Source organism: Citreicella sp. C3M06 (assembly GCF_018860705.1).
Taxonomy (GTDB): domain Bacteria; phylum Pseudomonadota; class Alphaproteobacteria; order Rhodobacterales; family Rhodobacteraceae; genus Salipiger.
In genome coordinates this window covers 1-25,234 of record NZ_JAHKQA010000009.1, presented here as the reverse complement: position 1 = coordinate 25,234, position 25,234 = coordinate 1, and the positions used below count along the sequence as shown (strand labels likewise).

Annotated in this window: 32 protein-coding genes and 1 pseudogene; 19 read left to right on the top strand and 14 right to left on the bottom strand. The window is 63.1% G+C overall.

The annotated features are described in order from the left end of the window. Entirely contained in the window at positions 1-1,077 is a 1,077-nt protein-coding gene (locus KO516_RS03175; RefSeq protein ID WP_216002363.1) for a class I SAM-dependent methyltransferase, read from the bottom strand. Next, the gene (lgt, locus tag KO516_RS03170; RefSeq protein ID WP_216002362.1) at positions 1,074-1,961 is read right to left on the bottom strand and encodes a prolipoprotein diacylglyceryl transferase; all 888 of its coding nucleotides are present in this window, start codon (positions 1,959-1,961) and stop codon (positions 1,074-1,076) included. Before lgt ends, KO516_RS03175 begins: the two co-directional genes overlap by 4 nt. A gap of 96 nt (positions 1,962-2,057) precedes the next feature. Between lgt and KO516_RS03165 the strand changes: the two genes are divergently transcribed. The 8 genes from KO516_RS03165 (at position 2,058) to rplQ (ending at position 7,794) form a co-directional block, all read left to right on the top strand. Then, on the top strand, positions 2,058-2,303 hold the full coding sequence (locus KO516_RS03165; protein WP_216002361.1) for an accessory factor UbiK family protein: 246 nt from the start codon (positions 2,058-2,060) through the stop codon (positions 2,301-2,303). A 160-nt stretch (positions 2,304-2,463) separates the two neighbouring features. Continuing rightward, entirely contained in the window at positions 2,464-2,928 is a 465-nt protein-coding gene (gene rplO, locus KO516_RS03160; protein WP_216002360.1) for a 50S ribosomal protein L15, read from the top strand. 123 nt (positions 2,929-3,051) lie between these two features. Then, positions 3,052-4,419: a preprotein translocase subunit SecY gene (secY, locus tag KO516_RS03155; protein WP_216002359.1), complete on the top strand. Its 1,368-nt coding sequence runs from the start codon at positions 3,052-3,054 to the stop codon at positions 4,417-4,419. Next, on the top strand, positions 4,416-4,994 hold the full coding sequence (locus KO516_RS03150; RefSeq protein WP_216002358.1) for an adenylate kinase: 579 nt from the start codon (positions 4,416-4,418) through the stop codon (positions 4,992-4,994). Before secY ends, KO516_RS03150 begins: the two co-directional genes overlap by 4 nt. Positions 4,995-5,300: 306 nt before the next feature. Beyond that, entirely contained in the window at positions 5,301-5,669 is a 369-nt protein-coding gene (gene rpsM, locus KO516_RS03145; protein WP_216002357.1) for a 30S ribosomal protein S13, read from the top strand. Between the two features lie 15 nt (positions 5,670-5,684). Further along, positions 5,685-6,077: a 30S ribosomal protein S11 gene (gene rpsK / locus KO516_RS03140; RefSeq protein WP_009506355.1), complete on the top strand. Its 393-nt coding sequence runs from the start codon at positions 5,685-5,687 to the stop codon at positions 6,075-6,077. Between the two features lie 115 nt (positions 6,078-6,192). Continuing rightward, a complete protein-coding gene (locus KO516_RS03135) occupies positions 6,193-7,209 on the top strand; it encodes a DNA-directed RNA polymerase subunit alpha (RefSeq protein WP_216002356.1) in 1,017 nt (338 codons plus the stop codon). A 162-nt stretch (positions 7,210-7,371) separates the two neighbouring features. Then, positions 7,372-7,794 (top strand): 50S ribosomal protein L17, encoded by a 423-nt coding sequence (rplQ, locus tag KO516_RS03130; RefSeq protein WP_216002355.1) that lies wholly within the window; start codon positions 7,372-7,374, stop codon positions 7,792-7,794. Between the two features lie 79 nt (positions 7,795-7,873). On the opposite strand, the gene KO516_RS03125 is transcribed toward rplQ, so the two are convergent. Then, entirely contained in the window at positions 7,874-8,329 is a 456-nt protein-coding gene (locus KO516_RS03125; protein ID WP_216002354.1) for a host attachment family protein, read from the bottom strand. Between the two features lie 115 nt (positions 8,330-8,444). Here KO516_RS03125 and KO516_RS03120 point away from each other — a divergent pair, with 115 nt between their 5' ends. The 10 genes from KO516_RS03120 to KO516_RS03075 all read left to right on the top strand — a co-directional run bounded on the left by KO516_RS03120 (position 8,445) and on the right by KO516_RS03075 (position 18,984). Next, positions 8,445-9,812, top strand: a complete 1,368-nt coding sequence (locus KO516_RS03120) for a trypsin-like peptidase domain-containing protein (protein ID WP_216002377.1) — start codon at positions 8,445-8,447, stop codon at positions 9,810-9,812. A 3-nt stretch (positions 9,813-9,815) separates the two neighbouring features. After that, positions 9,816-11,123, top strand: a complete 1,308-nt coding sequence (locus KO516_RS03115; protein WP_216002353.1) for a replication-associated recombination protein A — start codon at positions 9,816-9,818, stop codon at positions 11,121-11,123. 192 nt (positions 11,124-11,315) lie between these two features. After that, positions 11,316-11,693 carry a fluoride efflux transporter CrcB gene (gene crcB, locus KO516_RS03110; protein WP_216002352.1) on the top strand — a complete coding sequence of 126 codons (378 nt, stop codon included), beginning with the start codon at positions 11,316-11,318 and terminating at the stop codon, positions 11,691-11,693. After that, positions 11,690-12,736 (top strand): RluA family pseudouridine synthase, encoded by a 1,047-nt coding sequence (locus tag KO516_RS03105; RefSeq protein WP_216002351.1) that lies wholly within the window; start codon positions 11,690-11,692, stop codon positions 12,734-12,736. The genes crcB and KO516_RS03105 overlap by 4 nt, the downstream gene beginning before the upstream one ends. After that, positions 12,733-13,413 carry an HAD-IA family hydrolase gene (locus KO516_RS03100; RefSeq protein WP_216002350.1) on the top strand — a complete coding sequence of 227 codons (681 nt, stop codon included), beginning with the start codon at positions 12,733-12,735 and terminating at the stop codon, positions 13,411-13,413. The genes KO516_RS03105 and KO516_RS03100 overlap by 4 nt, the downstream gene beginning before the upstream one ends. Continuing rightward, the gene (locus tag KO516_RS03095; RefSeq protein ID WP_216002349.1) at positions 13,410-14,123 is read left to right on the top strand and encodes an ATP12 family chaperone protein; all 714 of its coding nucleotides are present in this window, start codon (positions 13,410-13,412) and stop codon (positions 14,121-14,123) included. Before KO516_RS03100 ends, KO516_RS03095 begins: the two co-directional genes overlap by 4 nt. Positions 14,124-14,321: 198 nt before the next feature. Continuing rightward, complete coding sequence (locus KO516_RS03090) at positions 14,322-15,341, top strand: amino acid ABC transporter substrate-binding protein (protein ID WP_216002348.1); 1,020 nt, start codon at positions 14,322-14,324, stop codon at positions 15,339-15,341. Between the two features lie 264 nt (positions 15,342-15,605). Then, positions 15,606-16,838 carry an amino acid ABC transporter permease gene (locus KO516_RS03085; protein WP_216002347.1) on the top strand — a complete coding sequence of 411 codons (1,233 nt, stop codon included), beginning with the start codon at positions 15,606-15,608 and terminating at the stop codon, positions 16,836-16,838. A gap of 28 nt (positions 16,839-16,866) precedes the next feature. Beyond that, the gene (locus tag KO516_RS03080; RefSeq protein ID WP_216002346.1) at positions 16,867-18,183 is read left to right on the top strand and encodes an amino acid ABC transporter permease; all 1,317 of its coding nucleotides are present in this window, start codon (positions 16,867-16,869) and stop codon (positions 18,181-18,183) included. A 12-nt stretch (positions 18,184-18,195) separates the two neighbouring features. Continuing rightward, positions 18,196-18,984, top strand: a complete 789-nt coding sequence (locus tag KO516_RS03075; RefSeq protein WP_303435847.1) for an amino acid ABC transporter ATP-binding protein — start codon at positions 18,196-18,198, stop codon at positions 18,982-18,984. Positions 18,985-19,180: 196 nt separating this feature from the next. On the opposite strand, the gene rpmD is transcribed toward KO516_RS03075, so the two are convergent. From rpmD to rpmC, 11 genes are all read right to left on the bottom strand, one after another. After that, positions 19,181-19,369 (bottom strand): 50S ribosomal protein L30, encoded by a 189-nt coding sequence (gene rpmD, locus KO516_RS03070; RefSeq protein WP_216002345.1) that lies wholly within the window; start codon positions 19,367-19,369, stop codon positions 19,181-19,183. 4 nt (positions 19,370-19,373) lie between these two features. After that, entirely contained in the window at positions 19,374-19,946 is a 573-nt protein-coding gene (gene rpsE, locus KO516_RS03065; protein WP_216002344.1) for a 30S ribosomal protein S5, read from the bottom strand. A gap of 187 nt (positions 19,947-20,133) precedes the next feature. Further along, positions 20,134-20,493, bottom strand: a complete 360-nt coding sequence (gene rplR, locus KO516_RS03060; RefSeq protein ID WP_216002343.1) for a 50S ribosomal protein L18 — start codon at positions 20,491-20,493, stop codon at positions 20,134-20,136. Between the two features lie 11 nt (positions 20,494-20,504). After that, positions 20,505-21,038, bottom strand: a complete 534-nt coding sequence (gene rplF / locus KO516_RS03055; protein ID WP_216002342.1) for a 50S ribosomal protein L6 — start codon at positions 21,036-21,038, stop codon at positions 20,505-20,507. 10 nt (positions 21,039-21,048) lie between these two features. Then, the gene (gene rpsH, locus KO516_RS03050; protein WP_216002341.1) at positions 21,049-21,441 is read right to left on the bottom strand and encodes a 30S ribosomal protein S8; all 393 of its coding nucleotides are present in this window, start codon (positions 21,439-21,441) and stop codon (positions 21,049-21,051) included. Positions 21,442-21,454: 13 nt separating this feature from the next. Then, on the bottom strand, positions 21,455-21,760 hold the full coding sequence (gene rpsN, locus KO516_RS03045; protein WP_216002340.1) for a 30S ribosomal protein S14: 306 nt from the start codon (positions 21,758-21,760) through the stop codon (positions 21,455-21,457). 14 nt (positions 21,761-21,774) lie between these two features. After that, complete coding sequence (rplE, locus tag KO516_RS03040; protein WP_216002339.1) at positions 21,775-22,335, bottom strand: 50S ribosomal protein L5; 561 nt, start codon at positions 22,333-22,335, stop codon at positions 21,775-21,777. Beyond that, the gene (rplX, locus tag KO516_RS03035) at positions 22,328-22,639 is read right to left on the bottom strand and encodes a 50S ribosomal protein L24 (protein ID WP_216002338.1); all 312 of its coding nucleotides are present in this window, start codon (positions 22,637-22,639) and stop codon (positions 22,328-22,330) included. Before rplX ends, rplE begins: the two co-directional genes overlap by 8 nt. Continuing rightward, the gene (gene rplN, locus KO516_RS03030; RefSeq protein ID WP_018302849.1) at positions 22,639-23,007 is read right to left on the bottom strand and encodes a 50S ribosomal protein L14; all 369 of its coding nucleotides are present in this window, start codon (positions 23,005-23,007) and stop codon (positions 22,639-22,641) included. Before rplN ends, rplX begins: the two co-directional genes overlap by 1 nt. 87 nt (positions 23,008-23,094) lie before the next feature. Further along, positions 23,095-23,421 (bottom strand): 30S ribosomal protein S17, encoded by a 327-nt coding sequence (rpsQ, locus tag KO516_RS03025; RefSeq protein WP_216002337.1) that lies wholly within the window; start codon positions 23,419-23,421, stop codon positions 23,095-23,097. A gap of 11 nt (positions 23,422-23,432) precedes the next feature. Then, positions 23,433-23,639: a 50S ribosomal protein L29 gene (rpmC, locus tag KO516_RS03020; protein ID WP_216002336.1), complete on the bottom strand. Its 207-nt coding sequence runs from the start codon at positions 23,637-23,639 to the stop codon at positions 23,433-23,435. 456 nt (positions 23,640-24,095) lie between these two features. Here rpmC and KO516_RS03015 point away from each other — a divergent pair. Further along, a pseudogene (locus tag KO516_RS03015) lies at positions 24,096-25,180 on the top strand (IS5 family transposase). Positions 25,181-25,234 lie beyond the last annotated feature (54 nt).

Sequence of the window (25,234 nt, the reverse complement as noted above, 5' to 3'; positions counted from 1 at the left end):
TCATCTCTCGCGAAGATCGGCGGCAAGCAACCCCGGCGGCACCGGAGCCCCTTCGGGAACGAATCCCAGCACCTTGAACAGCGAACCCATTTCACTGGGATGCGTCAACCGGCGATGTGCGGCGATATGCGCCTCAAGCGCAGGCCCGGCAAGCCCCTGCGCCAGCCTTCGCGCCCGCTGCGTAATGCCCAGCGTTTCAAGGAACACCCCTTGCGGCACCAGCGCGGTATGGGCACAGGGCGCGGCCTGCGCCAGCGCGCAGAAATCGACATGGGCGGTCAGATCGGCCTGCCCCGGCTGCGCCAGCGCCGAGACCTTTTCATGCGCGCGCACTGCCTGAAACGTGTTGCCCGCGCTGCCGTTGTCACCATAGTCGATGATCAGCGCCGCGCCGCCATGCTGCGCGATGCGGCGGCCCAGTTCTGCCGCAACGCCCTGCGCCGGGCTGCAGGTTTCGATCAGCGTGCCCTCTGGGGTGCTCGGCACCAGATGCGCCAGCGCGGCCACCGGCGCAGGCTCGGTCAGGCCAAAGGCCAGATGCCCGTCCGACTGGCCGACGACGCGCTCGGCCCAGCCCTCGCCCGCGCGCAGGAACTGGCGGATCGGCAGCGCATCAAAAAATTCATTCGCCACCAGCCACAGCGGAGCCTCGGGCAGATCGGCAAGGCTGTCGACCCAGATTGGCGACATCCCGCCCAGCACCTCGGCCTGACGGGCGCGCAGCGTGGGCGAGGCTTCGACGAGGTAGATCTGCGCCGCCTCGAGCATCCCCGGCACCGCGCCCATCGCCCGCGTCGCATCGTTCATCAGCGTGCCGCGCCCCGGCCCCAGCTCGGCCAGCACAAAGTCAGGCCGCCCCTGATCGATCCACGATTGCGCCAACGACAGGCCAATCAGCTCGCCGAACATCTGCGAGATCTCGGGGGCGGTGGTGAAATCGCCGTCCGCGCCCAGCGGATCGCGGGTGGTGTAATAGCCATGCACCGGGTGCAGCAGGCAAAGGGTCATGTACTCGGCGATGCTCATCGGCCCTTCGGCCGCGATGCGCCGGTGCAGGATCTCTGCCAGCGCCGTCATGCGCGCCGCCGTGCCATCAGCAGAAAGCTCAGGCCAACGACCAGCATCGGCAGTGACAGGATTTGCCCCATGGTCAGCCCGTAGCCGCCGACATGCCACGCCAGCCCCAGCGGATTACCCTCCGAGACGAACTGCGCATCGGGCTGGCGAACAAGTTCCACCGCAAAACGCGCCAGACCGTAGCCGATGAAGAACAGCCCAGCGACCAACCCGGGCCGTTTCAGCGCGCCGCGCGCGAAGGCCAGCCAGATCAGCAGACCGCCAAGGATCAGCCCTTCAAGCCCGGCCTCGTAAAGCTGCGAGGGGTGCCGGGCGCAGAATTCGCCAAACGCCTGCCCGCAATCCTGCGCCGCCGCGCCGGGAAAGATCACCCCCCATGGCAGATCGGTCGGGCGGCCCCACAGCTCGGCATTGACGAAATTGGCGAGGCGCCCCAGCAACAGCCCCGGCGGCACCGCCAGCGCCATCATGTCGGCGACCGGCACCAGCGGCGCGCCGATGCTGCGGCAGAACAGCAGCACCGCAAGGATCACCCCCAGCAGCCCGCCGTGGAACGACATGCCGCCCTGCCAGACCATCAGGATCTCGACCGGGTGCGTCAGGTAATAGGCGGGCTGATAGAACAGCACAAAGCCCAGCCGCCCGCCAAGGATGATCCCGAGGATCACCCATGTCACGAATTGCTCGACCTCTTCGGCGCTCATCGGCGGCGCGTCATTCCGCCACAGCGCGGCGCGCTTTACCGCCGCGCTCGCCAGTCTCCAGCCCAGCAGGATGCCAGCGATATAGGCAAGCGCATACCAGCGCAGGGCAAATTCAAAGCTTCCGATCGAGATCGAGAAAAGCTCGGGCGAGAGCGGCGGAAAGGGAATGGCGGCGATCATGAACGCATGGTTGATATGCCCGCGTGGGGGAAGTCAACCTTGAGCCGACGCCCCATCCATACCATATAGATCAGAACAGCGTATCAGGAGGCTTCCATGCAGACGCGCAGCAAGGTGTTCGACGACATTTCCCAGCTTATGACCAACGCGATGGGCGTGGCGCAGGGCGCCCGCAGCGAGGCGGAAACCGCGATGAAATCAATGATCGACCGCTGGCTGGCCGATCGCGATTTTGTGACCCGCGAGGAATTCGACGCGGTGCGCGCCATGGCGCAGAAGGCCCGCGAAGAAAACGAGACGCTCAAGGCCCGTCTCGACGCGCTGGAAAAAGGCGCGCAATAAGCCCGCCGCGCGGGGCGATCCATCGCCCCCGTTTTTCTTGCAAGACGGCACATCGGGCGCTATAGGCCCCCGGTGGCATTGCGCCACCGATTCACGAAACACGTCACGCCGAGTCTGGCCCAATCGCTTCGGGGGCCATGTCCGGCAATGGAGAAGCGATATGAAACTCAACGAACTGCGCGACAATCCCGGCGCAACCAAGACCAAGAAACGCATTGGTCGTGGCCCCGGCTCCGGCAAGGGCAAAATGGGTGGCCGTGGTATCAAGGGTCAGAAATCCCGTTCGGGCGTGGCTATCAACGGCTACGAAGGCGGCCAGATGCCGCTGTACCAGCGTCTGCCCAAGCGCGGCTTCAACAAGCCGAACCGCAAGGCCTATGCCGTTGTGAACCTCGGCCTGATCCAGAAATTCGTCGACGCCGGCAAGCTTGAAGCAGGCGCCATCACCGAAGAGACCCTCGTGTCTTCGGGCCTCGTGCGCCGCAAGCTCGACGGCATCCGCGTTCTTGCCAAGGGCGAGATCACCTCGGCCCTCACCATCGAGGCCACCGGCGCGTCGAAAGCCGCTGTCGAGGCTGTCGAAAAGGCAGGTGGTGCGCTCAAGGTTGCGGTGGCTGCCGAGTAAGCGGTCAATTAAGCGGGTTGTGAGCGGTGCGAGTGCCGCTTACACAGAACCCCACGTTTTCCACGAACGCCGCCGGAGCCGGAAAGCGCTTCCGGCGGCGTTTCTCTTGAATAGAGGACCCGCATGGCATCCGCTGTGGAACAAATGGCCGCCAACACGAGCTGGGCGGCACTCGGCAAGGCGACAGACCTTCGCAATCGCATCTTCTTCACGCTTGGCCTGCTGGTCGTCTACCGGTTGGGGACGTATATCCCCGTTCCCGGCATCGACGGCGCGGCCCTGCGCCAGTTCATGGAACAGGCAGGACAGGGCATCGGCGGCATGGTGTCCATGTTCACCGGCGGCGCGCTGGGGCGGATGGGCATCTTTGCCCTTGGCATCATGCCCTATATTTCGGCCTCGATCATCGTGCAGCTGCTGGGGGCTATGGTTCCCGCGCTGGAACAGATGAAGAAAGAGGGCGAACAGGGCCGCAAGAAGATGAACCAGTACACCCGCTACGGCACGGTGTTTCTGGCGCTGTTCCAGGCCTATGGCCTTGCGGTGTCGCTCGAGGCGGGCGACCTTGCCCATGATCCGGGCTGGTATTTCCGCGCGGCTGTGGTGATCACGCTGGTTGGCGGCACCATGTTCCTGATGTGGCTGGGCGAACAGATCACCGCCCGCGGCATCGGCAACGGCATTTCGCTGATCATCTTCGTCGGCATCGTGGCCGAGATCCCCGCCGCACTGGCGCAGTTCTTCTCTTCGGGTCGCTCGGGTGCGGTGTCGCCGGCGGTGATCCTTGGCGCGATCGTGATGGTCGTCGTGGTGATCATGTTCGTGGTGTTCATGGAACGGGCGCTGCGCAAGATCACCATCCAGTATCCGCGCCGCCAGGTCGGCATGAAGATGACCGAGGCGCAAAGCTCGCACCTGCCGGTCAAGGTCAACCCGGCTGGCGTCATTCCGGCGATCTTTGCCAGCTCGCTGCTGCTGCTGCCGACCACCATCGCGACCTTCAGCCACTCGGGCACCACGTCGCCGATCATGTCCACGATCCTTGCCTATTTTGGCCCCGGCCAGCCGCTGTACCTGCTGTTCTTTGCGGCGATGATCATCTTCTTCGCCTATTTCTATACGTTCAACGTGTCGTTCAAACCCGACGATGTGGCCGACAACCTCAAGAACCAGAACGGCTTCATTCCGGGCATCCGTCCGGGCAAGCGCACCGCCGAGCATCTTGAATACGTGGTCAACCGCGTGCTGGTGCTGGGTTCGGGCTATCTTGCGCTGGTCTGTCTCTTCCCGGAATTCCTGCGCGCGCAGTTCGCCATCCCGTTCTATTTTGGCGGAACCTCGGTGCTGATCGTCGTGTCGGTGACCATGGACACGATCCAACAGGTTCAATCGCACCTGCTGGCGCATCAATACGAAGGTCTTATTCAGAAGTCGCAGCTGCGCGGCAAGGGTAAGACAAAGACGAAGCGGAGAGGGCCTGCACGGCGATGAACATCATTCTTCTTGGACCGCCGGGAGCGGGCAAAGGCACACAGGCCGGGTTTCTGGTCAGCGAACGCGGCATGGTCCAGCTCTCGACCGGCGACATGCTGCGCGAGGCGAAGGCCAGCGGCAGCGAAATGGGCAAGAAGGTCGCCGCGATCATGGACAGTGGCCAGCTGGTCACCGACGAGATCGTCATCGGCCTGATCCGCGAGAAGGTCTCGACCAGCAAGGCGTCGGGCTTCATCTTCGACGGCTTTCCGCGCACGCTGAAACAGGCCGATGCGCTTGGTGAGCTGCTCGAGGAAATGGGTCAGGCTGTGGACAAGGTGATCGAGCTGCGCGTCGATGACGAGGCGCTGGTCTCGCGCATCGTCGGGCGTGCCGAGCAGGCAAAGGCCGCTGGCCAGACGCCTCGCGCCGACGATACCGAAGACGCCCTGCGCGTGCGCCTGATGGCCTATTACAAGACCACCTCGCCGCTGATCGGTTATTACTATGCCAAGGGCGTCTATGAGCGGATCGACGGCATGGGCCCGATGGAAGAGGTCAAGGCCGCGCTCGCCAGCTGCATGGACGCATAATTCCATGCTGTAAAACCCGAAGGGCGGCCCCTGTGGCCGCCCTTTTGCGTTTGCGCCTCTGCCCGCAAAACGCGGCTTGAACGGGAAAAACCTGCCTCGGCGCTCCGGCGCTGGAAAAGGGACTTGACGCTTCGTCCGAATCCTCATACCCACCCCCATCTCTGATAGAGACTCGTTTTCTGGTGGCCGGGTTTTCCCGTCCGCAGATCACCTCAAGCAGCGGAAAGCCCGGGCGTGCGCGCTTCGGGCTCATGTTGTGAAAAAAGGTTCTGGAACTACGGAACCGCAACGAAAAGGAATATGGACTTGGCACGTATTGCCGGCGTCAACATCCCGACTGCAAAGCGGGTGCCCATCGCCCTCACCTACATCACCGGTATCGGTCACACCTCGGCGAAAGCGATCTGCGAAGCCGTGGGCATCGACGCGACCCGTCGCGTCAACCAGCTGTCCGACGCCGAAGTTCTCGCCATCCGCGAGCACATCGACGCGAACTTCACCGTCGAAGGTGACCTGCGTCGCGAAACGCAGATGAACATCAAGCGCCTGATGGACCTTGGCTGCTACCGTGGCCTGCGTCATCGTCGCAACCTTCCGGTTCGCGGTCAGCGGACCCACACCAACGCTCGTACGCGCAAAGGCCCCGCAAAGGCCATCGCCGGCAAGAAGAAGTAAGGGAGGGCTGCATCAATGGCACGTGATACTCGTCGCGGAGGCAAGAAGAAGGTCTCCAAGAACATCGCCGCAGGCGTGGCGCATGTGAACTCTTCGTTCAACAACACCAAGATCCTGATCTCGGATGTGCAGGGCAACGCGATCGCATGGTCGTCTGCTGGCACCATGGGCTTCAAAGGTTCGCGGAAATCGACCCCCTATGCCGCTCAGCTCGCCGCAGAAGACGCTGGCAAGAAGGCACAGGAACATGGCGTGAAAACGCTTGAAGTCGAAGTCCAAGGCCCCGGCTCGGGCCGTGAATCGGCACTGCGCGCACTGGCTGCCGCAGGTTTCAACATCACCTCGATCCGTGATGTGACGCCGATTGCACACAACGGCTGCCGTCCGCCGAAGCGCCGTCGCGTCTGATCGGACTTATCTACATGGCGGGGCCCTGCTTTTCAGCGGGGCCCTGCTGTCGTCATTTCAACCTCGGGCGTCTTTGCCTTTAGGACATGGGGCACGGACAGGAATGGAGGGACGCATGATCCACAAGAACTGGGCTGAACTTATCAAGCCGACCCAGCTGGAGGTTCGCCCTGGCGCCGACCCTTCGCGGGTGGCAACAGTGGTCGCAGAACCGCTGGAACGCGGCTTCGGCCTGACGCTGGGCAACGCGCTGCGTCGCGTGCTGCTGTCGAGCCTTCAGGGCGCGGCCATCACCAGCGTTCAGATCGACAACGTGCTGCACGAGTTTTCCTCCGTGGCCGGTGTGCGTGAAGACGTCACCGACGTGGTGCTGAACCTCAAGGGCGTGTCGCTGCGCATGGAAGTCGAAGGCCCCAAGCGCGTGACCATCAACGCCAAGGGTCCGGGTGTCGTCACCGCCGGTGACATCGCCGAAAGCAATGGCATCGAGGTCCTCAACAAGGACCACGTGATCTGCCACCTCGACGACGGCGCCGACCTGTTCGTCGAGCTGACCGTCAACACCGGCAAAGGCTATGTCTCTGCCGACAAGAACAAGCCCGAAGATGCGCCCATCGGCCTGATCCCGATCGACGCCATCTATTCGCCGGTCAAGCGCGTCTCTTACGAGGTGCAACCGACTCGCGAAGGTCAGGTTCTGGACTATGACAAGCTGACCATGAAGGTCGAGACCGACGGCTCCGTCACGCCTGACGACGCCATCGCCTACGCGGCCCGCATCCTGCAGGACCAGCTGTCGATCTTCGTCAACTTCGACGAACCCGAAGCGGCCAGCCGTCAGGACGACGACGACGGTCTCGAGTTCAACCCCCTTCTGCTCAAGAAGGTGGACGAGCTGGAACTGTCCGTGCGTTCGGCCAACTGCCTCAAGAACGACAACATCGTCTACATCGGCGATCTGATCCAGAAGACCGAAGCCGAGATGCTCCGCACCCCGAACTTCGGCCGCAAGTCGCTCAACGAGATCAAAGAAGTGCTGTCGGCCATGGGCCTGCACCTCGGTATGGATGTCGAGGATTGGCCGCCAGAAAATATCGAAGATCTCGCCAAGAAGCTCGAAGACCAGTTCTAAGAGCCTTAGCGACGGATCGGCGGCGCGTCGGAGAGGGCGCCTCGCCGGTCCATCCCCTCGGGGAACCCCGGGTGTAACAACCCCAAGGAGAGCGACCCGCACCGCATGGGCCGCCTGACAAAGCAAAACCGCCCGTAGAGGGCATCTTTAGGAGACACGACAATGCGTCACGCAAAAGGTTACCGCCGCCTGAACCGCACCCACGAGCACCGCAAGGCGCTGTGGGCGAACATGGCCGGCTCGCTGATCGAGCACGAGCAGATCAAGACCACTCTGCCCAAGGCCAAGGAACTCAAGGCGATCATCGACAAGCTGATCACCCTTGGCAAGCGCGGCGATCTGCACGCCCGTCGTCAGGCTGCCGCCCAGCTGAAGCAGGACATCCACGTCGCAAAGCTGTTCGAAATCCTCGGGCCGCGCTACGCCGAGCGTTCGGGCGGTTACTGCCGTGTTCTGAAGGCCGGCTTCCGTTACGGTGACATGGCGCCGATGGCGATCATCGAACTGATCGACCGCGACGTCGATGCAAAAGGCTCGGCCGACAAGGCCCGCCTTGCCGCTCTCGAAGCAGCAGACGCCGAATAAGGCACATCGCGCAAGCGATAGACGAGAGAGGGCGCTGCGAGTTTCCCCGCAGCGCCCTTTTTCATGTCTCGGGCAGGGGTCAGGCGCTCTCGAGCTCTTTCTTCACCAGCGCCTCGATCTCTCGGATCGGGTGATTGGTCAGGGTCTTGGGCACCTCGGCAACGATTCGGTCTGTCACTTCCTTGTGCAGGGCGGCGCGCAGATCGCCCAGAACCGCGGGCGAGGCCACCAGCACCAGTCTTTGGAATGCGCCCTTGTGCGCCTCGGCGTAAAGCCGTTCGGCAAGATCTGCGGCAAAGCGTTCCTTTTGCAGCTCGTGCCAGTCTGTATCGTCCAAGGCCGATTTCTGGCCCGGCCCGCCGTCGCCCATCCGTCCGGGACGATTGGCGCCCTGCTCGCGATCTGATGGGTTTTCCTGCTCGTCCTTCTCCATGACGTCGAGATTGGGATCGGCATGGTCAGTCAGATTGCGCAGGAACAGCACCTTTTCGCTGTCCGTCACCACGACCCATGTGTCTTGTTTCAGCTCGGTCATCGCGGGCTCCTTTAGCTTGTTTCATAAGGATAACGCCTGCGTGCGCGCCCTGTTCCACCGGCTTGATCTGCCGATCCGCCGGGGGCATACCAAGGCACAAGCCAAAGGACCGCCCATGCTGCGCATCGCCATTGCCCTAGCTCTCTGTCTGTCTTTTCCCGCGCTGGCCGACGTGCCGCAGAGTCAGGCGCAGATCTCGCTGAGCTTCGCGCCGCTGGTAAAGCAGGCGGCCCCGGCGGTGGTGAACATTTACGCCAGCCGGCTGGTGCAATCGCGCAGCCCCTTTGCCGGAGACCCGCTGTTCGGCAATATCTTCCGCGACTTCGGCGCGCGCCCACAGGTGCAGAACTCGCTTGGCTCCGGCGTGATCCTGTCGGCAGATGGCATCGTGGTGTCGAATTATCACGTGGTCGGTCAGGCGACCGATATCCGCGTGGTGCTGAACAATGGTGCGGAATACGGCGCAAACTTGTTGCTGGCCGATGAGGATTCAGACCTTGCCATCCTGCAACTGGACGGCGCGCAGGACATGCCCTACCTGCCCCTGCGCGACAGTGACACGGTCGAGGTCGGAGAGCTGGTGCTTGCCATCGGCAACCCTTTCGGCGTCGGGCAGACGGTGTCCTCGGGGATCGTGTCTGGGCTGGCGCGCTCGGGCGTCGCGACTGGCAATGCGCGTGGCTATTTCATCCAGACCGATGCCCCTATCAATCCCGGCAATTCAGGCGGGGCGCTGATCGACACGGCGGGCCGGCTGATCGGGGTCAACACCTCGATCATGACCCGCTCGGGCGGGTCCAACGGCGTCGGCTTTGCGATTCCGGCGGCGCTGGTGCAGCAATTCGTCGATCAGGCCCGCGCCGGGAGCGACCGCTTCCTGCGCCCATGGGCCGGAATCAGCAGCCAGCCGGTGACCTCGGACATTTCGGAAAGCCTCGGGATGGGGCTGCCGACCGGCGTGCTGATCTCGGCGGTGCACCCGGCCAGCCCCTTCGCCAAGGCCGGGCTCAAGGCCGGAGACGTGATCCTGAAGGTGGATGGGTTGCCGGTGAACACGCCGCCGGAAATGCTGTTCCGTATGTCGGTGCGTGGCATCGGGCATGTGGCGGATGTGGATTACCTGTCCGGCGGCACGGAACGCAGCGCGCAGGTCGAGATGATCGCCGCTCCAGAAACCCCCGCCCGCGCAGCGGTCACGCTGGGCGCGCGCGACGTGCTGCCGGGCCTGAGCCTGTCGCGTATCAACCCGGCGGTCGAAACCGAGCTGGGCATGAGCTTCACCGAAGACGGTGTCATCGTCACCGACCCCGGCCCCTATGGCACCCGGATCGGCCTGCGGACCGGAGATATGCTGCTGGCGATCGGCAACGGCGCGGTGACCGCCCCCTCCGATGTGGGGCCGCTGCTGCGCAAGGCGGCGCCGAACGTGACGATCATCCTCAAGCGTGGGACGTCGCGCGTCTCGCTGCGCTTCCGGGCCTGACCCGTGGCAGATCTATTCGGCGACGCCCCCGAGCCCCCCTCCAGCGCCCCGCGCCCGCTGGCCGACAGGCTGCGGCCAAAGGCCTTGTCCGAGGTCATCGGCCAAGCACAGGTGCTCGGCGAAGAGTCACCGCTGGGCGTGATGCTGGACTCGGGCTCTCTGGGCAGCATTGTGCTGTGGGGGCCGCCGGGGGTTGGCAAAACCACCATCGCGCGCCTGCTGGCGGATGCGACAGACCTGCATTTCGTGCAGATCAGCGCGATTTTCACCGGAGTGCCGGACCTGCGCAAAGTGTTCGACGCCGCCCGCCACCGCCGCGCCAACGGTCAGGGCACGCTGCTGTTCGTCGACGAAATCCACCGTTTCAACAAGGCCCAGCAAGACGGCTTCCTGCCCCACATGGAAGATGGCACGATCCTTCTGGTCGGCGCCACCACCGAGAACCCCAGTTTCGAGCTGAACGCAGCGCTCTTGAGCCGCGCACAGGTGCTGGTGCTCGAACGGCTGGCGCCGAAGGATCTCGAACAACTGGCGCAGCGGGCGGAAACCGAGCTTGGCCGCGCCCTGCCGCTGGATGGCGCAGCCCGCGAGGCGCTGATCGAAATGGCCGACGGCGACGGGCGGGCCCTGCTGAACCTTGCCGAGCAGGTGATGGCATGGAAGACCGGCGCCCCGCTCACCACCGAGCAGCTGACCCAACGCCTGATGCGCCGCGCGGCGCAATACGACAAGGGCGGCGATGGGCATTACAACCTGATATCGGCGTTGCATAAATCGGTGCGCGGCTCTGACCCGGACGCGGCGCTTTATTGGTTTGCCCGGATGCTTGACGCCGGCGAAGACCCGCGCTTCCTTGCCCGCCGCCTGACGCGTATGGCCGTCGAAGACATCGGCCTCGCCGATCCGCAGGCACAGGCCGTCTGCATAGACAGCTGGCAAACCTTCGAGCGCATCGGTTCGCCCGAGGGAGAACTGGCGCTGGCCAACGCAGTCATTTACCTCGCGCTCGCGCCAAAATCCAATGCGGCCTACGTCGCCTACAAAGCCGCCCGCGCGGCGGCGAAAAAGACCGGCTCGCTGATGCCACCAAAACACATCCTGAACGCACCGACCCGGCTGATGAAGGACATCGGATATGGCAAGGGCTACGACTACGACCACGACGCCGAGGACGGCTTCTCTGGTCAGGATTATTTCCCCGAAACCATGGGCCGAACGGACTTTTACGCGCCGGTCGAACGCGGATTTGAGCGAGACCTAAAGAAACGCGTCGAGTATTTCGCGCGCCTGCGACGCGACAAGAACACCTGAAGATACCGGCATCGCGCCCGCCCGCGATGCCGGATGCCTCCGGCGGGGATATTTAAGGCCAGAAGAAGTCAACGCGCCGCGCCCCGGTTTCTTCTGGCTATAAATATCCCGGGGGGAGGCTCCGCTAGGAGACGGGGGGCAGCGCCCCCCTCGGCGCTTGACAACAAGGCGCGCCCGCGACATTCCGCGTGGATGATCCTGACCCTTCTCCAGGTCGCCGTTGGCGGCGCGATTGGCGCATCTGCGCGCTATCTCACCGGCGTCGCGATGACCGCGCTGCTTGGCAAATCGTTTCCATGGGGCACGTTGACCGTGAACATCCTTGGCTCGTTCCTGATGGGCGTCGTGATCACCCTACTCGCCAACCTGTCCGCCACCCGTTTCCAGCCGCTTCTGACGGTCGGTTTTCTCGGCGGGTTCACCACTTTCTCGAGCTTCTCGCTCGACTTCGCGACACTATACGAGCGAGGTGACATGGTCACCGCGTTTGGCTATGTCGCGGTGTCCGTCGTGGTCTCGATCCTGGCGCTTTTCGCCGGGCTTCTCGTCGCAAGGAGTTTCTTCGCATGAGCCGCGTACAGACCGTCACCGTAGGACCGGGGGATGGAGAGCAGCGTCTTGACCGCTGGCTCAAACGCCATTTCCCGCATCTGGGCCAGGGCCCGATCGAAAAAATGTGCCGCAAAGGGGAGCTCCGGGTGGATGGGGCGCGCTGCAAGGCGTCGACCCGGCTGTCGGTTGGCCAGCAGGTGCGCATTCCGCCACTTCCCGAACCGTCGGAAAAGCCCGCACCCAAGCCGCGCTCCGGTGTCAGCGACGAAGACGTCAAGCTGATCCAGTCCTGCGTTCTGTGGAAGGATGATCACATCATCGCGCTCAACAAGCCTGCCGGCCTGCCAACTCAGGGCGGGAGCGGTCAGCTACGCCATGTCGACGGCATGACCGAGGCGCTTTGCTTTGGCATGGATGAAAAGCCGCGGCTCGTGCACCGGCTGGACAAGGACACCTCGGGAGTCCTGCTGCTGGCCCGCACGCGTGAGATGGCCGCCGCGCTGACCGCCGCGATGCGCCACCGGCAGACCCGCAAGATCTACTGGGCTGTCGTCGGCGGCGTGCCGACGCCTTATCTCGGCGAGATCCGCTATGGGCTCGTAAAGGCCAAGGGTCATGGCAAGGGCGGCGAGGCAGAAAAGATGGTCTGCGTGCATCCGCGCGACATGGCGCATACCGATGGCGCCAAGCGGGCGCACACGCTGTACGCGACACTTTACCGGGTGGCCGGGCGCGCCAGCTGGGTCGCGCTTGAGCCGCTCACCGGGCGGACCCACCAGCTGCGCGCGCATATGGCCGAGATCGGACATCCGATCATCGGCGATGGCAAATACGGCGGCTCGGGGCAGGAAAACATGGGCGATGGCTGGGGCGCGCAGCTTGGCGGTGTGATCTCCAAGAAGCTGCACCTGCACGCCCGCTCGATGAGCTTCGAGCACCCGGTGACCAAGAAGAAGATCACCGTCACGGCCCCCCTGCCCGATCACATGAAACACACTTGGGACACCTTCGGCTGGACCGAAGATCTCGCCGACGCGGACCCGTTCGAAAGCCTGCAATGAACGCTCTGAAACTGGTGATTTTTGATGTCGACGGCACGCTCGTCGACAGTCAGGCGGATATCCTCGCCTCGATGCGGGTTGCCTTCGAAGAGATCGGCATCGCCGCCCCCAGCCGCGAAGAAATCCTGTCGATCGTCGGGCTGTCGCTGCCGCTCGCCGTCGAGACGTTGGTGCCCGGCGTCCCCGCCGCTGCCCGCGATCAGATGGTCGAGGCCTACAAGGCCAGCTACAGAGGTCTGCGCATTGCCAAGGGGACGGCGCAAAGCTCGCCGCTGTATCCGCATGTGCGCGAGGTGCTCGAGGAGCTGCACGCCATTCCGCATCTGCTTTTGGGCATCGCCACCGGCAAGTCCCGGCGCGGGCTGGACAAACTGCTAGATGGCCACGACATGCGGCATCTGTTCATCACCCAGCAATGCGCCGACGACCACCCCAGTAAGCCGCATCCCGCCATGTTGCATGCCGCCCTGCGCGACGCCGGAGTCGGCGCAGCGGATGCGGTGATGCTGGGCGACACATCCTTTGACATGGAGATGGCGCAGGCCGCCGGCATCCGCGGCATCGGCGTCAGCTGGGGCTATCACCCGCCTGCCCGGCTGAGCGCCGCGCAGACCATCCTTGACGACATCCGCGCGCTGCCCGGGCTGCTCGCGGCCGACACGGAGTTTACCGCATGAGCGAATGGGCCCCCCGCCGGTTTTACAAGCAGGCCACCACCAGCCAGACCCCCGAAGGCCACGGCATCGCGCTTGACGATCGCCGGGTGATGACGCCGGGCAAGCGCCCGCTGCTGGTGCCGACCCGCGCGCTGGCCGAGGCGATTGCCGCCGAATGGCAGGCGCAGGGCGAAAAGATCGACCCACAGAGCATGCCCTTTACCCGCACCGCCAACAGCGCCATCGAAAAGGTCGCCCCGCAAAAGGCCGCCGTGGCAGACATGCTGGCCGAATATGGCGACAGCGACCTGCTGTGCTATCGTGCCAACGAGCCGGAGGCGCTGGTTCAGCGGCAGGCCGAGCTTTGGGATCCGCTGCTGGATTGGGCAGAGGCGCGCTTCGATGCCCGGCTACAGCCGCGACCCGGCATCATGCACGCCCCGCAAGACGCAGAATCGCTCAAAAAACTGGCGGCGCAGGTTCACGCCCTGTCCGATTTCGAACTTGCGGCCTTCCACGATCTGGTGGCCATTTCCGGCTCGCTGATCCTTGGCCTCGCAGCCACCGATCCGGCCCATGATCCCCTTCATTTGTGGGCGTTGTCGCGACTCGACGAAAGCTGGCAGGAAGAGACCTGGGGCGTCGACGAAGAAGCGCAAGAGATGGCGTTGCACAAGCAGGCGGCCTTTCTGCATGCCCATCACTTCTTTGGGTTGTGCAAGGCTGACTAAAGCTCTTGCGGGACACGCAGTGTTGCTCAATTCCTCAGCAGAGTAGCGCGATTTTCACGGCGCAGCGGGTTGACCTGCCATTGAAAATCCGAACACACTCGGCGCACCTAGGGGGAGCATTTATCCCACGGTCATTCGGGTTCTCTCAGAGCCCACGAAACCGGCCCACGAAGGGCCGGGCAACAGGAAGAGGTTGATATGAAGAACACCGTACTCCTTGGCGCGCTCACCGTCGCCGGTCTGGCGGCCGGCGCCGCCGGTGCCGCGACGCTCGACGACGTCAAGGCGCGTGGCACTCTGAACTGCGGCGTGTCCACTGGCCTGACCGGCTTCTCGGCCCCCGACGCGAATGGCGTCTGGCAGGGCTTTGACGTCGCCGTCTGCCGTGCCGTGGCCGCTGCGGTCCTTGGTGATCCGATGGCCGTCAATTTCGTGCCGACCACCGGTCAGACCCGCTTCACCGCCCTCGCCTCGGGCGAGATCGACATTCTGGCGCGCAACACCACGTGGACCTTTTCGCGCGATGTCGACCTGAAGTTCGAATTCACCGGCGTGAATTACTACGACGGTCAGGGCTTCATGGTTCCCAAGGCGCTTGGCGTGTCTTCGGCCAAAGAGCTTGATGGCGCAACCGTCTGCATTCAGACCGGCACCACGACCGAGCTGAACCTTGCTGACTTCTTCCGCGTCAACAACATCAGCTATGAGCCGGTGCCGATCGAAACCAACGCCGAAGCGCAGCAGCAGTATCTTGCCAGCGCCTGCGACGTCTACACCACCGACGCATCGGGCCTTGCCGCCACCCGCGCCTCGTTCGAAGCCCCGAGCGATCACATCATCCTGCCCGAGATCATCTCGAAAGAGCCGCTCGGCCCGCTGGTTCGCCATGGCGACAGCGAATGGGGCGACGTTGTGCGCTGGTCCTTCAACGCGCTGGTCGCGGCGGAAGAATATGGCGTGACCTCGGCCAACATCGAAGAGCTGGCGAGCTCGCCGGGCGACAACCCCGAGATCAACCGCCTGCTGGGCACCGAAGGCGAGCTGGGCGCGATGCTGGGCCTCGACGCCGATTTCGCCAAGAAGGCCATCATGGCCAACGGCAACTACGGCGAGATCTTCGAGAAGACCATCGGCGAAAAGACCCCGATCGGCCTGTCGCGCGGCCTGAACGCGCAGTGGACCGAAGGTGGCCTGATGTACAGCCCGCCGTTCCGCTGATCGGAACCTGAGATATGGGGCGCGGGGGTCAACCTCGCGCCCCAACTACATTGGGGTCCCGCCCCGAAGCGTGACGGGCGCAGCGCCCTGCACATCCGAAAAGACCGGGGCGCAGACCTCGCAAAAGGAAAAAACGGGCCCACAAGGGCCTTTGACTGAACCAGAGCCAAATGGCTCGCAGGGGTTTCCGCCACAAGAGGGGCACGACGTCGGATCAACCGGCGCGGGCCAAGGACCAAATGGAAACCCTCCGGGGAGACGATAATGACGACAATGACCGACCCGCCGGGGCAGGGCTTCCGGCTGTCTCAACTGATCTACGATACCCGCTACCGATCTCTGACGATCCAGATGGTGGCGATGATCCTGCTGATGCTGACGTTCTCGTGGCTGGTGGTGAACACCATCACCAACCTGCACGCGCTCGGCAAGGATTTCGATTTCGGGTTCCTGACGCAGCCCTCCGGCTACGACATCAACCAGCGCCTGGTCGAATACGACAGCCAGAGCACCCACGGCCGCGCCGCGCTGGTCGGCATTCTCAACACGCTGCTGGTGGCCTTTCTGGGCTGCGCGCTGGCCACTGTGCTGGGCGTCACCGCAGGCGTGCTGCGCCTGTCGAACAACTGGCTGGTGTCGCGGCTCATGGCGGTTTACGTCGAAGGCTTCCGCAACGTGCCGCTGCTGCTGTGGATCGTGCTGATCTTTGCGCTGATGACCGAGGGCACCCCTGCCCCGTCGGCCTTCCGCGGCGAGACCCCCTCGTCCTCGATGCTGTTTGACGCGGTGGCGATCACCAACCGGGGCGTCTATATTCCGGCGATCCACTTTGCCGCGCCGTTGTTTGAAAACAACTTTTACAACTGGCTGCTGGTGCTGATCGTGCTGGCCGTGTCGATCTTTGTCGTCAAGCGCATCGCCCATTGGGCCAGCGTCCGGCAAGAGGCCACCGGCGATCGCCCGACCACATGGTATCTGACACTGGCCATCCTTGTGCTGCCGATCGCCCTGCTGCTCGTGCTGATGGGGGCTTTCCTTGATCTGCCATCGCTGCAGGGCTTCAACTTCGGCGGCGGCGTGCACCTGCGCGGCTCGCTGATCGCGCTGTGGCTGGCGCTGTCGCTCTATACCGGCGCCTTCATCGCAGAGATCGTGCGCGGTGGCATCCTTGCCATCTCGGCGGGCCAGTCCGAGGCCGCCTATGCGCTTGGCCTGCGCCCCGGCACCACGATGAAGCTGGTGGTGTTGCCGCAGGCGCTGCGGGTGATCATCCCGCCGCTGATCTCGCAGTTCCTGAACCTGACCAAGAACAGCTCGCTTGCCATCGCTGTCGGCTACATGGACGCGCGCTCGACCCTTGGCGGCATCACCATCAACCAGACCGGACGCGAGCTGGAAGGTATGCTGCTGCTGGGCCTGTTCTATCTCGTGCTCAGCCTCGCCATTTCCGGGGTGATGAACGTCTACAACAACTCCGTCAAGCTGAAGGAGCGTTGAGTCATGATCGCTACAAAGGAGCGCAATGATGTCTGACACACATGCACAGACCGTCGCCTATGTTCGCGAGTCGATGACGGAACAGCGCGAACCGCCGCTGTCGGAAACCGGCGTCTACAAATGGATCCACGGCAACATGCTGTCGACTCCGCTCAACGTGTTTCTCACGCTGGTGTCGCTTTGGGTCATCTGGACGGTGCTCAGCCATGTGCTGCCCTGGGCTGTCTTCGGCATCTGGGACGCCGCGAGCCTGACCGAGTGCCGCGCCATTCGCGATGAGCTGTACGGTGCCGACGGATCCGTGGCCTGCTGGGCGGTGATCTCCGAGCGCTGGCAACAGCTGCTGTTCGGCTTTTACCCGCCCGAAGGCTATTGGCGCCCGGTGCTGGCCTTCGTGCTGTTTCTCGCCGCCATCGCGCCGATCCTGTTCTCCTCGCTGCCGCGCAAGCTGCTGTGGCTGACGCTGGCCGCGCCCTTCGTGATGTTCTGGCTGATCTGGGGCGGCACGATCTGGGGGCCGATCTGTATCGCGCTCGGCTTTGTGCTCGGCTGGGCGGCGATCCATTATTCCGGACCAAGGATCGGAACACTGGCGGCGGTGATTCTCGCCATCGTCCTGCCGCTGATCTACTGGCTGGTGATCGCAGGGCCGCTGGCACAAGCGCTGTCGACCGTGCTGCCCATCGGGCTCAACCCGGTCGCATCGCGCGAGATGGGTGGCTTTATGCTGGCGCTGATCATCGGCATCTCGGGCATCGTGCTGTCGCTGCCGCTGGGCATCGTGCTGGCGCTGGGGCGGCAATCGGATCTGTTTCTGATCAACAAGGTCTCGGTGATCTTCATCGAGGTGATCCGCGGCGTGCCGCTGATCGTCTGGCTGTTCACCGCCTCCCTGCTGCTGAACTACTTCCTGCCGCCGGGGACGAACTTCGATCTCATGCTGCGGGTGATCATCATGGTGACCCTGTTCAGCTCGGCCTATATTGCCGAGGTGGTCCGCGGCGGTCTGGCCGCGCTGGCCAAGGGGCAATACGAGGCCGCCGACGCGCTGGGGCTGGATTACTGGAAATCCATGCGTCTCGTGGTGCTGCCGCAGGCGCTCAAGATTTCCATTCCGGGCATCGTGAACACCTTCATCGGTCTGTTCAAGGACACCACGCTGGTCGTCTTCATTGGTCTTCTCGACCCGATCGGGCTTTCCAATACGATCCGCGCCAGCACCGACTGGAACGGCATCTACTGGGAACTCTTCGTCTTCATCGGTCTGTGCTTCTTCATCTTCTGCTTCAGCATGGGCCGCTATTCGCTCTTCCTCGAGAAAACGCTCCGTCGTGAGCACCGCTAAGGACACCTGATCATGCAACCAAACGCGACCGAAAACATCGACCGCAGCCAGATGCAGGTTTCGGACGAGATCGCCATCCAGATCACCAAGATGAACAAGTGGTACGGCAGTTTCCACGTGCTGCGCGACATCGACCTGACGGTGCATCGCGGTGAGCGGATCGTCATCGCCGGCCCGTCCGGGTCGGGCAAATCGACGATGATCCGCTGCATCAACCGGCTCGAGGAACATCAGGCGGGCAAGATCATCGTCGATGGCACCGAACTGGGGTCGGACCTCAAGAACATCGACAAGATCCGCTCCGAAGTCGGGATGGTGTTCCAGCATTTCAACCTGTTCCCGCATCTCACCATTCTTGAAAACTGCACGCTTGCGCCGATCTGGGTGCGCAAGATCCCCAAGAAGGAAGCCGAGGCTACGGCCATGCACTTCCTTGAGAAGGTGAAGATCCCCGAGCAGGCGCATAAGTACCCCGGCCAGCTGTCCGGTGGTCAGCAGCAGCGGGTGGCCATCGCGCGCTCGCTGTGCATGAGGCCGCGCATCATGCTGTTTGACGAGCCGACATCGGCGCTCGATCCCGAGATGATCAAGGAGGTGCTCGACACCATGGTCAGCCTTGCCGAAGAAGGCATGACCATGCTCTGCGTGACCCACGAGATGGGCTTTGCGCAGGCGGTGGCGAACCGGGTGATCTTTATGGACGCGGGCCAGATCGTCGAACAGAACGAGCCTAAGGAGTTCTTCAACAACCCGCAGCACGAACGCACCAAGCTGTTCCTGAGCCAGATCCTCGGGCACTGAGCCCCCTGCCACGACCCCAAAAGGCCCGCTCGCAGGAGCGGGCCTTTTTCTGTGCCGCCGATCACCCTCGGAATAGGCTTGTGCGGCGTCCAGCGGCTGCCCCTTGCCGCACAGCCCGAAACCACCGGCCCATGCGGAAACGCAAAACGCCCCGGAGCAAGCTCCGGGGCGTTTCGTTTCACATAGAGAACTGGCTTCAGCCGCGCTCTTCGATGATCTCGACCAGGTGCGGGATTGCCGCAACCATGCCGCGCACCGAGGGGGTGTCCTCGAGTTCGCGGGTCTTGTGCATCTTGTTCAGGCCCAGACCGATGAGGGTCTTGCGCTGAACCTGAGGGCGACGGATCGGCGAGCCGATCTGCTTGACGACGATGGTCTTAGCCATGAGTTCAGGCCTCCTCGGTCACGTGCGCGTCTTCGCGCTTCGGAAGAATGTCTGCGACCTTCTTGCCACGACGCTGCGCGACGTTGCGGGGCGAGTTGTTCTTCGTGAGCGCGTCGAGCGTGGCGCGGATCATGTTGTAAGGGTTCTGCGAGCCGATCGACTTGGCGACAACATCGTGCACGCCGAGCATTTCGAAAACGGCACGCATCGGACCACCGGCGATGATACCGGTACCTTGCGGGGCGGTCCGCATCACGACGCGGCCAGCGCCATGGCGGCCTTCGATGTCGTGGTGCAGCGTGCGACCTTCGCGCAGCGGCACGCGGATCATCTTGCGCTTCGCCTGCTCGGTGGCCTTGCGGATGGCCTCGGGGACCTCTTTCGCCTTGCCTTTGCCGAAGCCGACGCGGCCCTTCTGGTCACCGACAACCACGAGTGCTGCGAAGCCAAAGCGCTTGCCGCCCTTCACGGTCTTCGAGACGCGGTTGATCGCGACGAGACGGTCTGCGAATTCCGGGGTGGCGTCTTCGCGGTCGCGGCGACCACGGCCTTCCCGGCGGTTATCACGTTCTGCCATGAGGCATTCCTTTGTTCAGGGTCGGCACGCGCGAGCGCACCGGATCTTGGGTCAATCCAGGTGAGTGCGCCATGTCACAAACACGGCGTCTCCCGGATCATCGAGGCGCGCCAAGGCCCGCCTACAGGAAACGGGGCGACAGCAGCCGCCCCGCAGGTTGATCGTCTGGCGCGGGGCGCCAGAGCGATCAGATCTTCAAACCACCTTCGCGGGCTGCGTCGGCAAGTGCCTTGACGCGGCCGTGGAAAAGGAAGCCGCCGCGGTCGAAGTAAGCTTCGCTCACACCAGCTGCCTTGGCGCGCTCGGCCAGCGCGGCGCCCACCTTGGTGGCGGCCTCCACGTTGCCCTTGCCGACGACACCGAGGTCCTTCTCCATCGAGGAGGCCGCGGCGAGCGTCACGCCGTTCACGTCGTCGATCAGCTGCACGCTGATGTTCTTGTTCGAGCGGTGGACCGACAGCCGCACGCGGCCGGCGTTCACCTTGCGAAGCTTGTTCCGGACGCGCAGGCGGCGCTTGAGGAACAGTTCCCGTTTGCTGAGTGCCATGTTCTGCGTCCTTACTTCTTCTTGCCTTCTTTGGAGAAGATGTACTCGCCTTTGTAGCGAATGCCCTTCCCCTTATAGGGCTCCGGCCGGCGCCAGTCGCGAATGTTCGCGGCAACCTGACCAACCTGCTGAAGGTCGTGACCTTCGATGACCACTTCCGTCGGCTTCGGCAGAGTCACGGTGATGCCTTCGGGAATGTCGAAGTTCACATCGTGGCTGTAGCCAAGGTTCAGCTTCAGGACCTTGCCCGCAAGCGCCGCGCGGTAACCCACGCCGACGATCTCGAGCTCTTTCTTGAAGGTGTTCTGAACACCGTGCACCATGTTCGCGACCACAGTGCGGGACATGCCCCACTGCTGGCGCGCGCGCTTGGAGTTGCCACGCGGCGTGACCGAGATGGCGTCGTTTTCAACCGTGATGGTGACATCGTCGGTTGCAAGGAAGGTCTGGGTGCCTTTCGGCCCCTTCACTTCGATGGTCTGGCCGCTGACGGATGCGGAAACACCCGAGGGCAGCTCGACCGGCTTTTTCCCAATACGAGACATGTGTCCCTCCTTAGAATACCGTGCAGAGCACCTCGCCACCAACATTGGCAGCGCGGGCGTTTGCGTCCGACATCACGCCTTTGGGCGTGCTGACAATTGACACACCGAGGCCCTGACGGACCGACGGGATATCCTTGACACCCATGTAGACGCGGCGGCCAGGGGTGGAGACCCGTGCCAGTTCGCGAATGACGGGGGTGCCATCAAAGTACTTCAGGCTGATCTCGAGGGTCGGGTGACCGTTCGAGTCGGTGCCAGCTTCGTAGCCACGGATGTAGCCTTCGTCTGCCAGCACGTCGAGAACCCAGCCGCGCAGCTTGGATGCGGGGGTCGACACAGTCGACTTGCCGCGCATCTGGGAGTTGCGGATACGGGTGAGCATATCGCCGATAGGATCGTTCATTTAAGTACCCTCCTTACCAGCTGGACTTCACGACGCCGGGCAGCTGACCGTTCGAGCCCAGCTCGCGCAGCATGATCCGGGAGACCTTGAGCTTGCGATAATAGGCGTGCGGACGGCCAGTCAGCTGGCAACGGTTGTGCAGGCGGGTTGCCGAAGAGTTGCGCGGCAGCTTCGCAAGTGCGAGGCGGGCCTTGAAGCGCTCTTCCATAGGCTTGGTTTCGTCAGTCGCGATCACTTTGAGAGCGGCACGCTTGGCGGCATATTTTTCCACCAGCGCCTGGCGCTTCTTCTCGCGTTCGATCATGGATTTCTTGGCCATGTGTCTCTCGCTCCTCAGGCGTTGAAGGGCATGTTGAAATGCTTCAACAGCGCCTTGGCTTCCGCGTCGGTTGCGGCGGTGGTGGTGATGATGATGTCCATGCCCCAGACTTCGTCGACCTTGTCGAACTCGATCTCGGGGAACACGATGTGTTCCTTGATGCCCATGGCAAAGTTGCCACGACCGTCAAACGACGGCTTCACGCCACGGAAGTCGCGGATGCGGGGCATCGCGATACCGATCAGACGGTCAAGGAAGTCGTACATCCGGTCACCGCGCAGGGTCACCTTGGCACCCAGCGGCATCTCTTCACGGACGCGGAAGCCAGCGATGGACTTCTTTGCCTTGGTGGTCAGAGCCTGCTGGCCAGCGATCCGGGTCAGGTCTTCCTGAGCCGATTTCGCCTTCTTGGAATCACGAACCGCCTCGGCGCCGCAGCCGATGTTCAGGACGATCTTGTCCAGACGCGGCACCTGCATTGCGTTCTTGTAGCCGAACTCTTCCATGAGCGCCGGCTTGATGGTCTCGCGGAACATGTCCTTGAGGCGCGGTGTATAGGTCGCGGTATCAAGCATCGATCACGTCCCCCGTGGTCTTGGCGAAACGGACCTTCTTGTCGCCTTCCATGCGGAAGCCAACGCGGGTCGCTTTGCCGTTTGCATCGACGATTGCCAGGTTCGACAGGTCGATGGGCTTTGCCACCGGAAGACGGCCGCCCTGCGACGTCTGGCTCTGGCGGGTGTGACGAATAGCCATGTTCAGGCCACCCACGACGGCCTTGCCGGCCTTCGGGGAGAGGCTTTCGATGGTACCGGTCTGGCCCTTGTCCTTGCCGGACAGAACGACGACCTTGTCACCTTTGCGGAGTTTCGCAGCCATCAGAGCACCTCCGGAGCAAGCGAGATGATCTTCATGAAGTTCTTCGCACGCAGTTCACGCACGACCGGCCCGAAGATACGGGTGCCGACCGGCTCGCCCGCGTTGTTCAAGATCACGGCCGCGTTGCGGTCGAAGCGGATGGCGGTGCCGTCTTCACGACGGACTTCCTTGGCGGTGCGCACGACGACGGCCTTGCGGACGTCACCTTTCTTCACGCGGCCGCGCGGAATGGCCTCTTTCACCGAGACGACGATGATATCGCCGACCGATGCATAGCGGCGATGCGAGCCGCCGAGGACCTTGATGCACTGAACTTTCCGGGCTCCGGAATTGTCAGCGACATCCAGATTGGTCTGCATCTGGATCATGTCAGTTTCTCCCGACCTTCAGGGACTCGTCCCCTGGGGTTTCGCTAAAGTCGTACGGGCAGAGGTCACCTCTGCCCGTCTGCGCTCTTAGTGAGCGGCTTCCTTTTCCGCGTGACGCTGCGCATCCAACTCTTGCTGGATCTTGGCGTTCTCGGCGCGGGCCGCGTTGTGCTCTTCGAGCATGTCGGCGGTCATCACTTCCCAGCGCTTGGTCTTCGACTTCGGCGCGCATTCGCGGATCGAGACCTGCTGGCCGACCGTGAACAACCCTGCCTCGTCATGGGCGCGGTATTTCTTGGATTTCTTGATGGTCTTCTGCAGCACGGGGTGCTTGAAGCGGCGAACCACCTGAACCGTCACGGTCTGAGCGTTGGCGGTGGAGGTCACGGTGCCTTGCAGGATACGCTTGGGCATGGGTCTGCTCCTTATTCCGCCGAAGCCGCGGCAGCGGCTTTCTGGTTCAGCACGGTGTTCACGCGTGCCACATCGCGACGCACCTGACGGATGCGTGCAGAGTTTTCGATCTGTCCGGTGGCTTTCTGGAAGCGGAGGTTGAAGGCCTCCTTCTTCAGCGCCAGAAGCTGATCCCGGAGCTGATCCGGGGTCTTCGAGCTGAGCTCTTTCGCGTCCATATGGTCGCTCCTTTGTTACAACATCACCGGAGAGCCCCGTCGTTACGCGGGTCACCCTGATTCCCGGTGGAGGTGGATGAAGGCGCTCTATAGGCGCGTTACGTCAGCTTGGCAAGGATCTTTGCGATGCGGACGCGACGCCCGAAGCCCCAACAAAAAAGACGCCCGAAGGCGTCTTTTTTGTGAATTGTCACTCAAGTCTTCCTTAGCATCACATGGATATCAATGGTTTAGCATTAATGAGGTTCACTAATGCTGCCTTCTTTGCCAATGAAACTTTCCTCAACGCGAACCGTGGCTATGGGCGGTGCGGGCGTCCGATATACGGTCTATCTGTTGGCTACTGCCCCTGTCATCTACACGCCCGCCATGCGGCGCAGCGCGGTGCGGCGGGGCTCTGTTGCACAAAGCCTGTGAGGGATTTAGCTTGCGAATCCAGTGCGATAACTGGAGGGGATGAGCAGACCGACACCCCCGACCTACAAGATCAAGAACTGGCGGGCCTACAACGAAGCGCTCAAGCGCCGGGGCTCGCTGAGGGTCTGGTTCGACCCCGAGTTGACGTGGGAGGCCAAACCGACTGGCAAGCGCGGTCGGCAGCCCATCTATAGCGACGCCGCGATCCAGACCTGCCTAACGATGAAAGTGCTTTTCGGCATGGTCGTCATTGTTCGCGCCATTGGTCCGAGCGACAATGACGACCCGGCAAACGACAGGCTTCGTCGAAAGCCTTCTGCAGTTGAGCGGGCTGGACTGGTCGGTGCCGGATTTCAGCACGCTTTCACGCCGCCAGAAAACCCTCGCCGTGAACATCCCATATCGAGGATCGCAAGGCGCACTGCACCTGCTGAACCCCTCTCGGGACATTTCTTCGAAATGCCCTGCCGGGCAGTGGACAGCACCGGGATCAAGGTCGAGGGTGAAGGAGAATGGAATGCGCGCAAGCATCCCTCTCACACATGCAAGCATGTGCTGGCGGGCAATGGGTGGCCCGAAACGCCGTATCTGGCGCAAGGTTCACCTCGGGATCGACGAAAAAACGCTGGAAATCCGCGCCGTCGAATTCACCAGCAGTGACATCGGCGATGCGCCCATTCTGCCGGAACTCTTGGGCCAGATCCCGCCCGATCAGGAGATAGGCAGTGTCACCGCGGACGGCGCCTACGATATGCGCAAATGCCACGATGCCATCCACTGCCCGGCAGTGCATGTTTACATGCACGAGAGGGGCCAACCGGGGCGCCCATGCCGTCATCCCGCCCCGCAAGAACGCCAAGTTCTGGAAGCCCGACAGCGCAGGCGCGATTGCCCGCAACGAAGCCCTCCGCGCATCGAAACGCCTGGGACGAAGGATTTGGCGGAAGTGGAGAGGCTACCATCGCCGAAGTCGCGCTGAGACCAAAATGAACTGCATGAAGCTGTTGGGCCAACGCCTCATGGCGCGAGAACCTGACCGCCAAGTCGCCGAGCTACAGATCCGTGTCGCCGTCATGAACGGCCTCACCGCACTCGGCATACCCGTGACCGAGGCTGTAGGATAAGTGTGTCCGGGGGAAGGGGCCGCTTGGCCATCAGCGGCTTTGTGCAACAGAGCC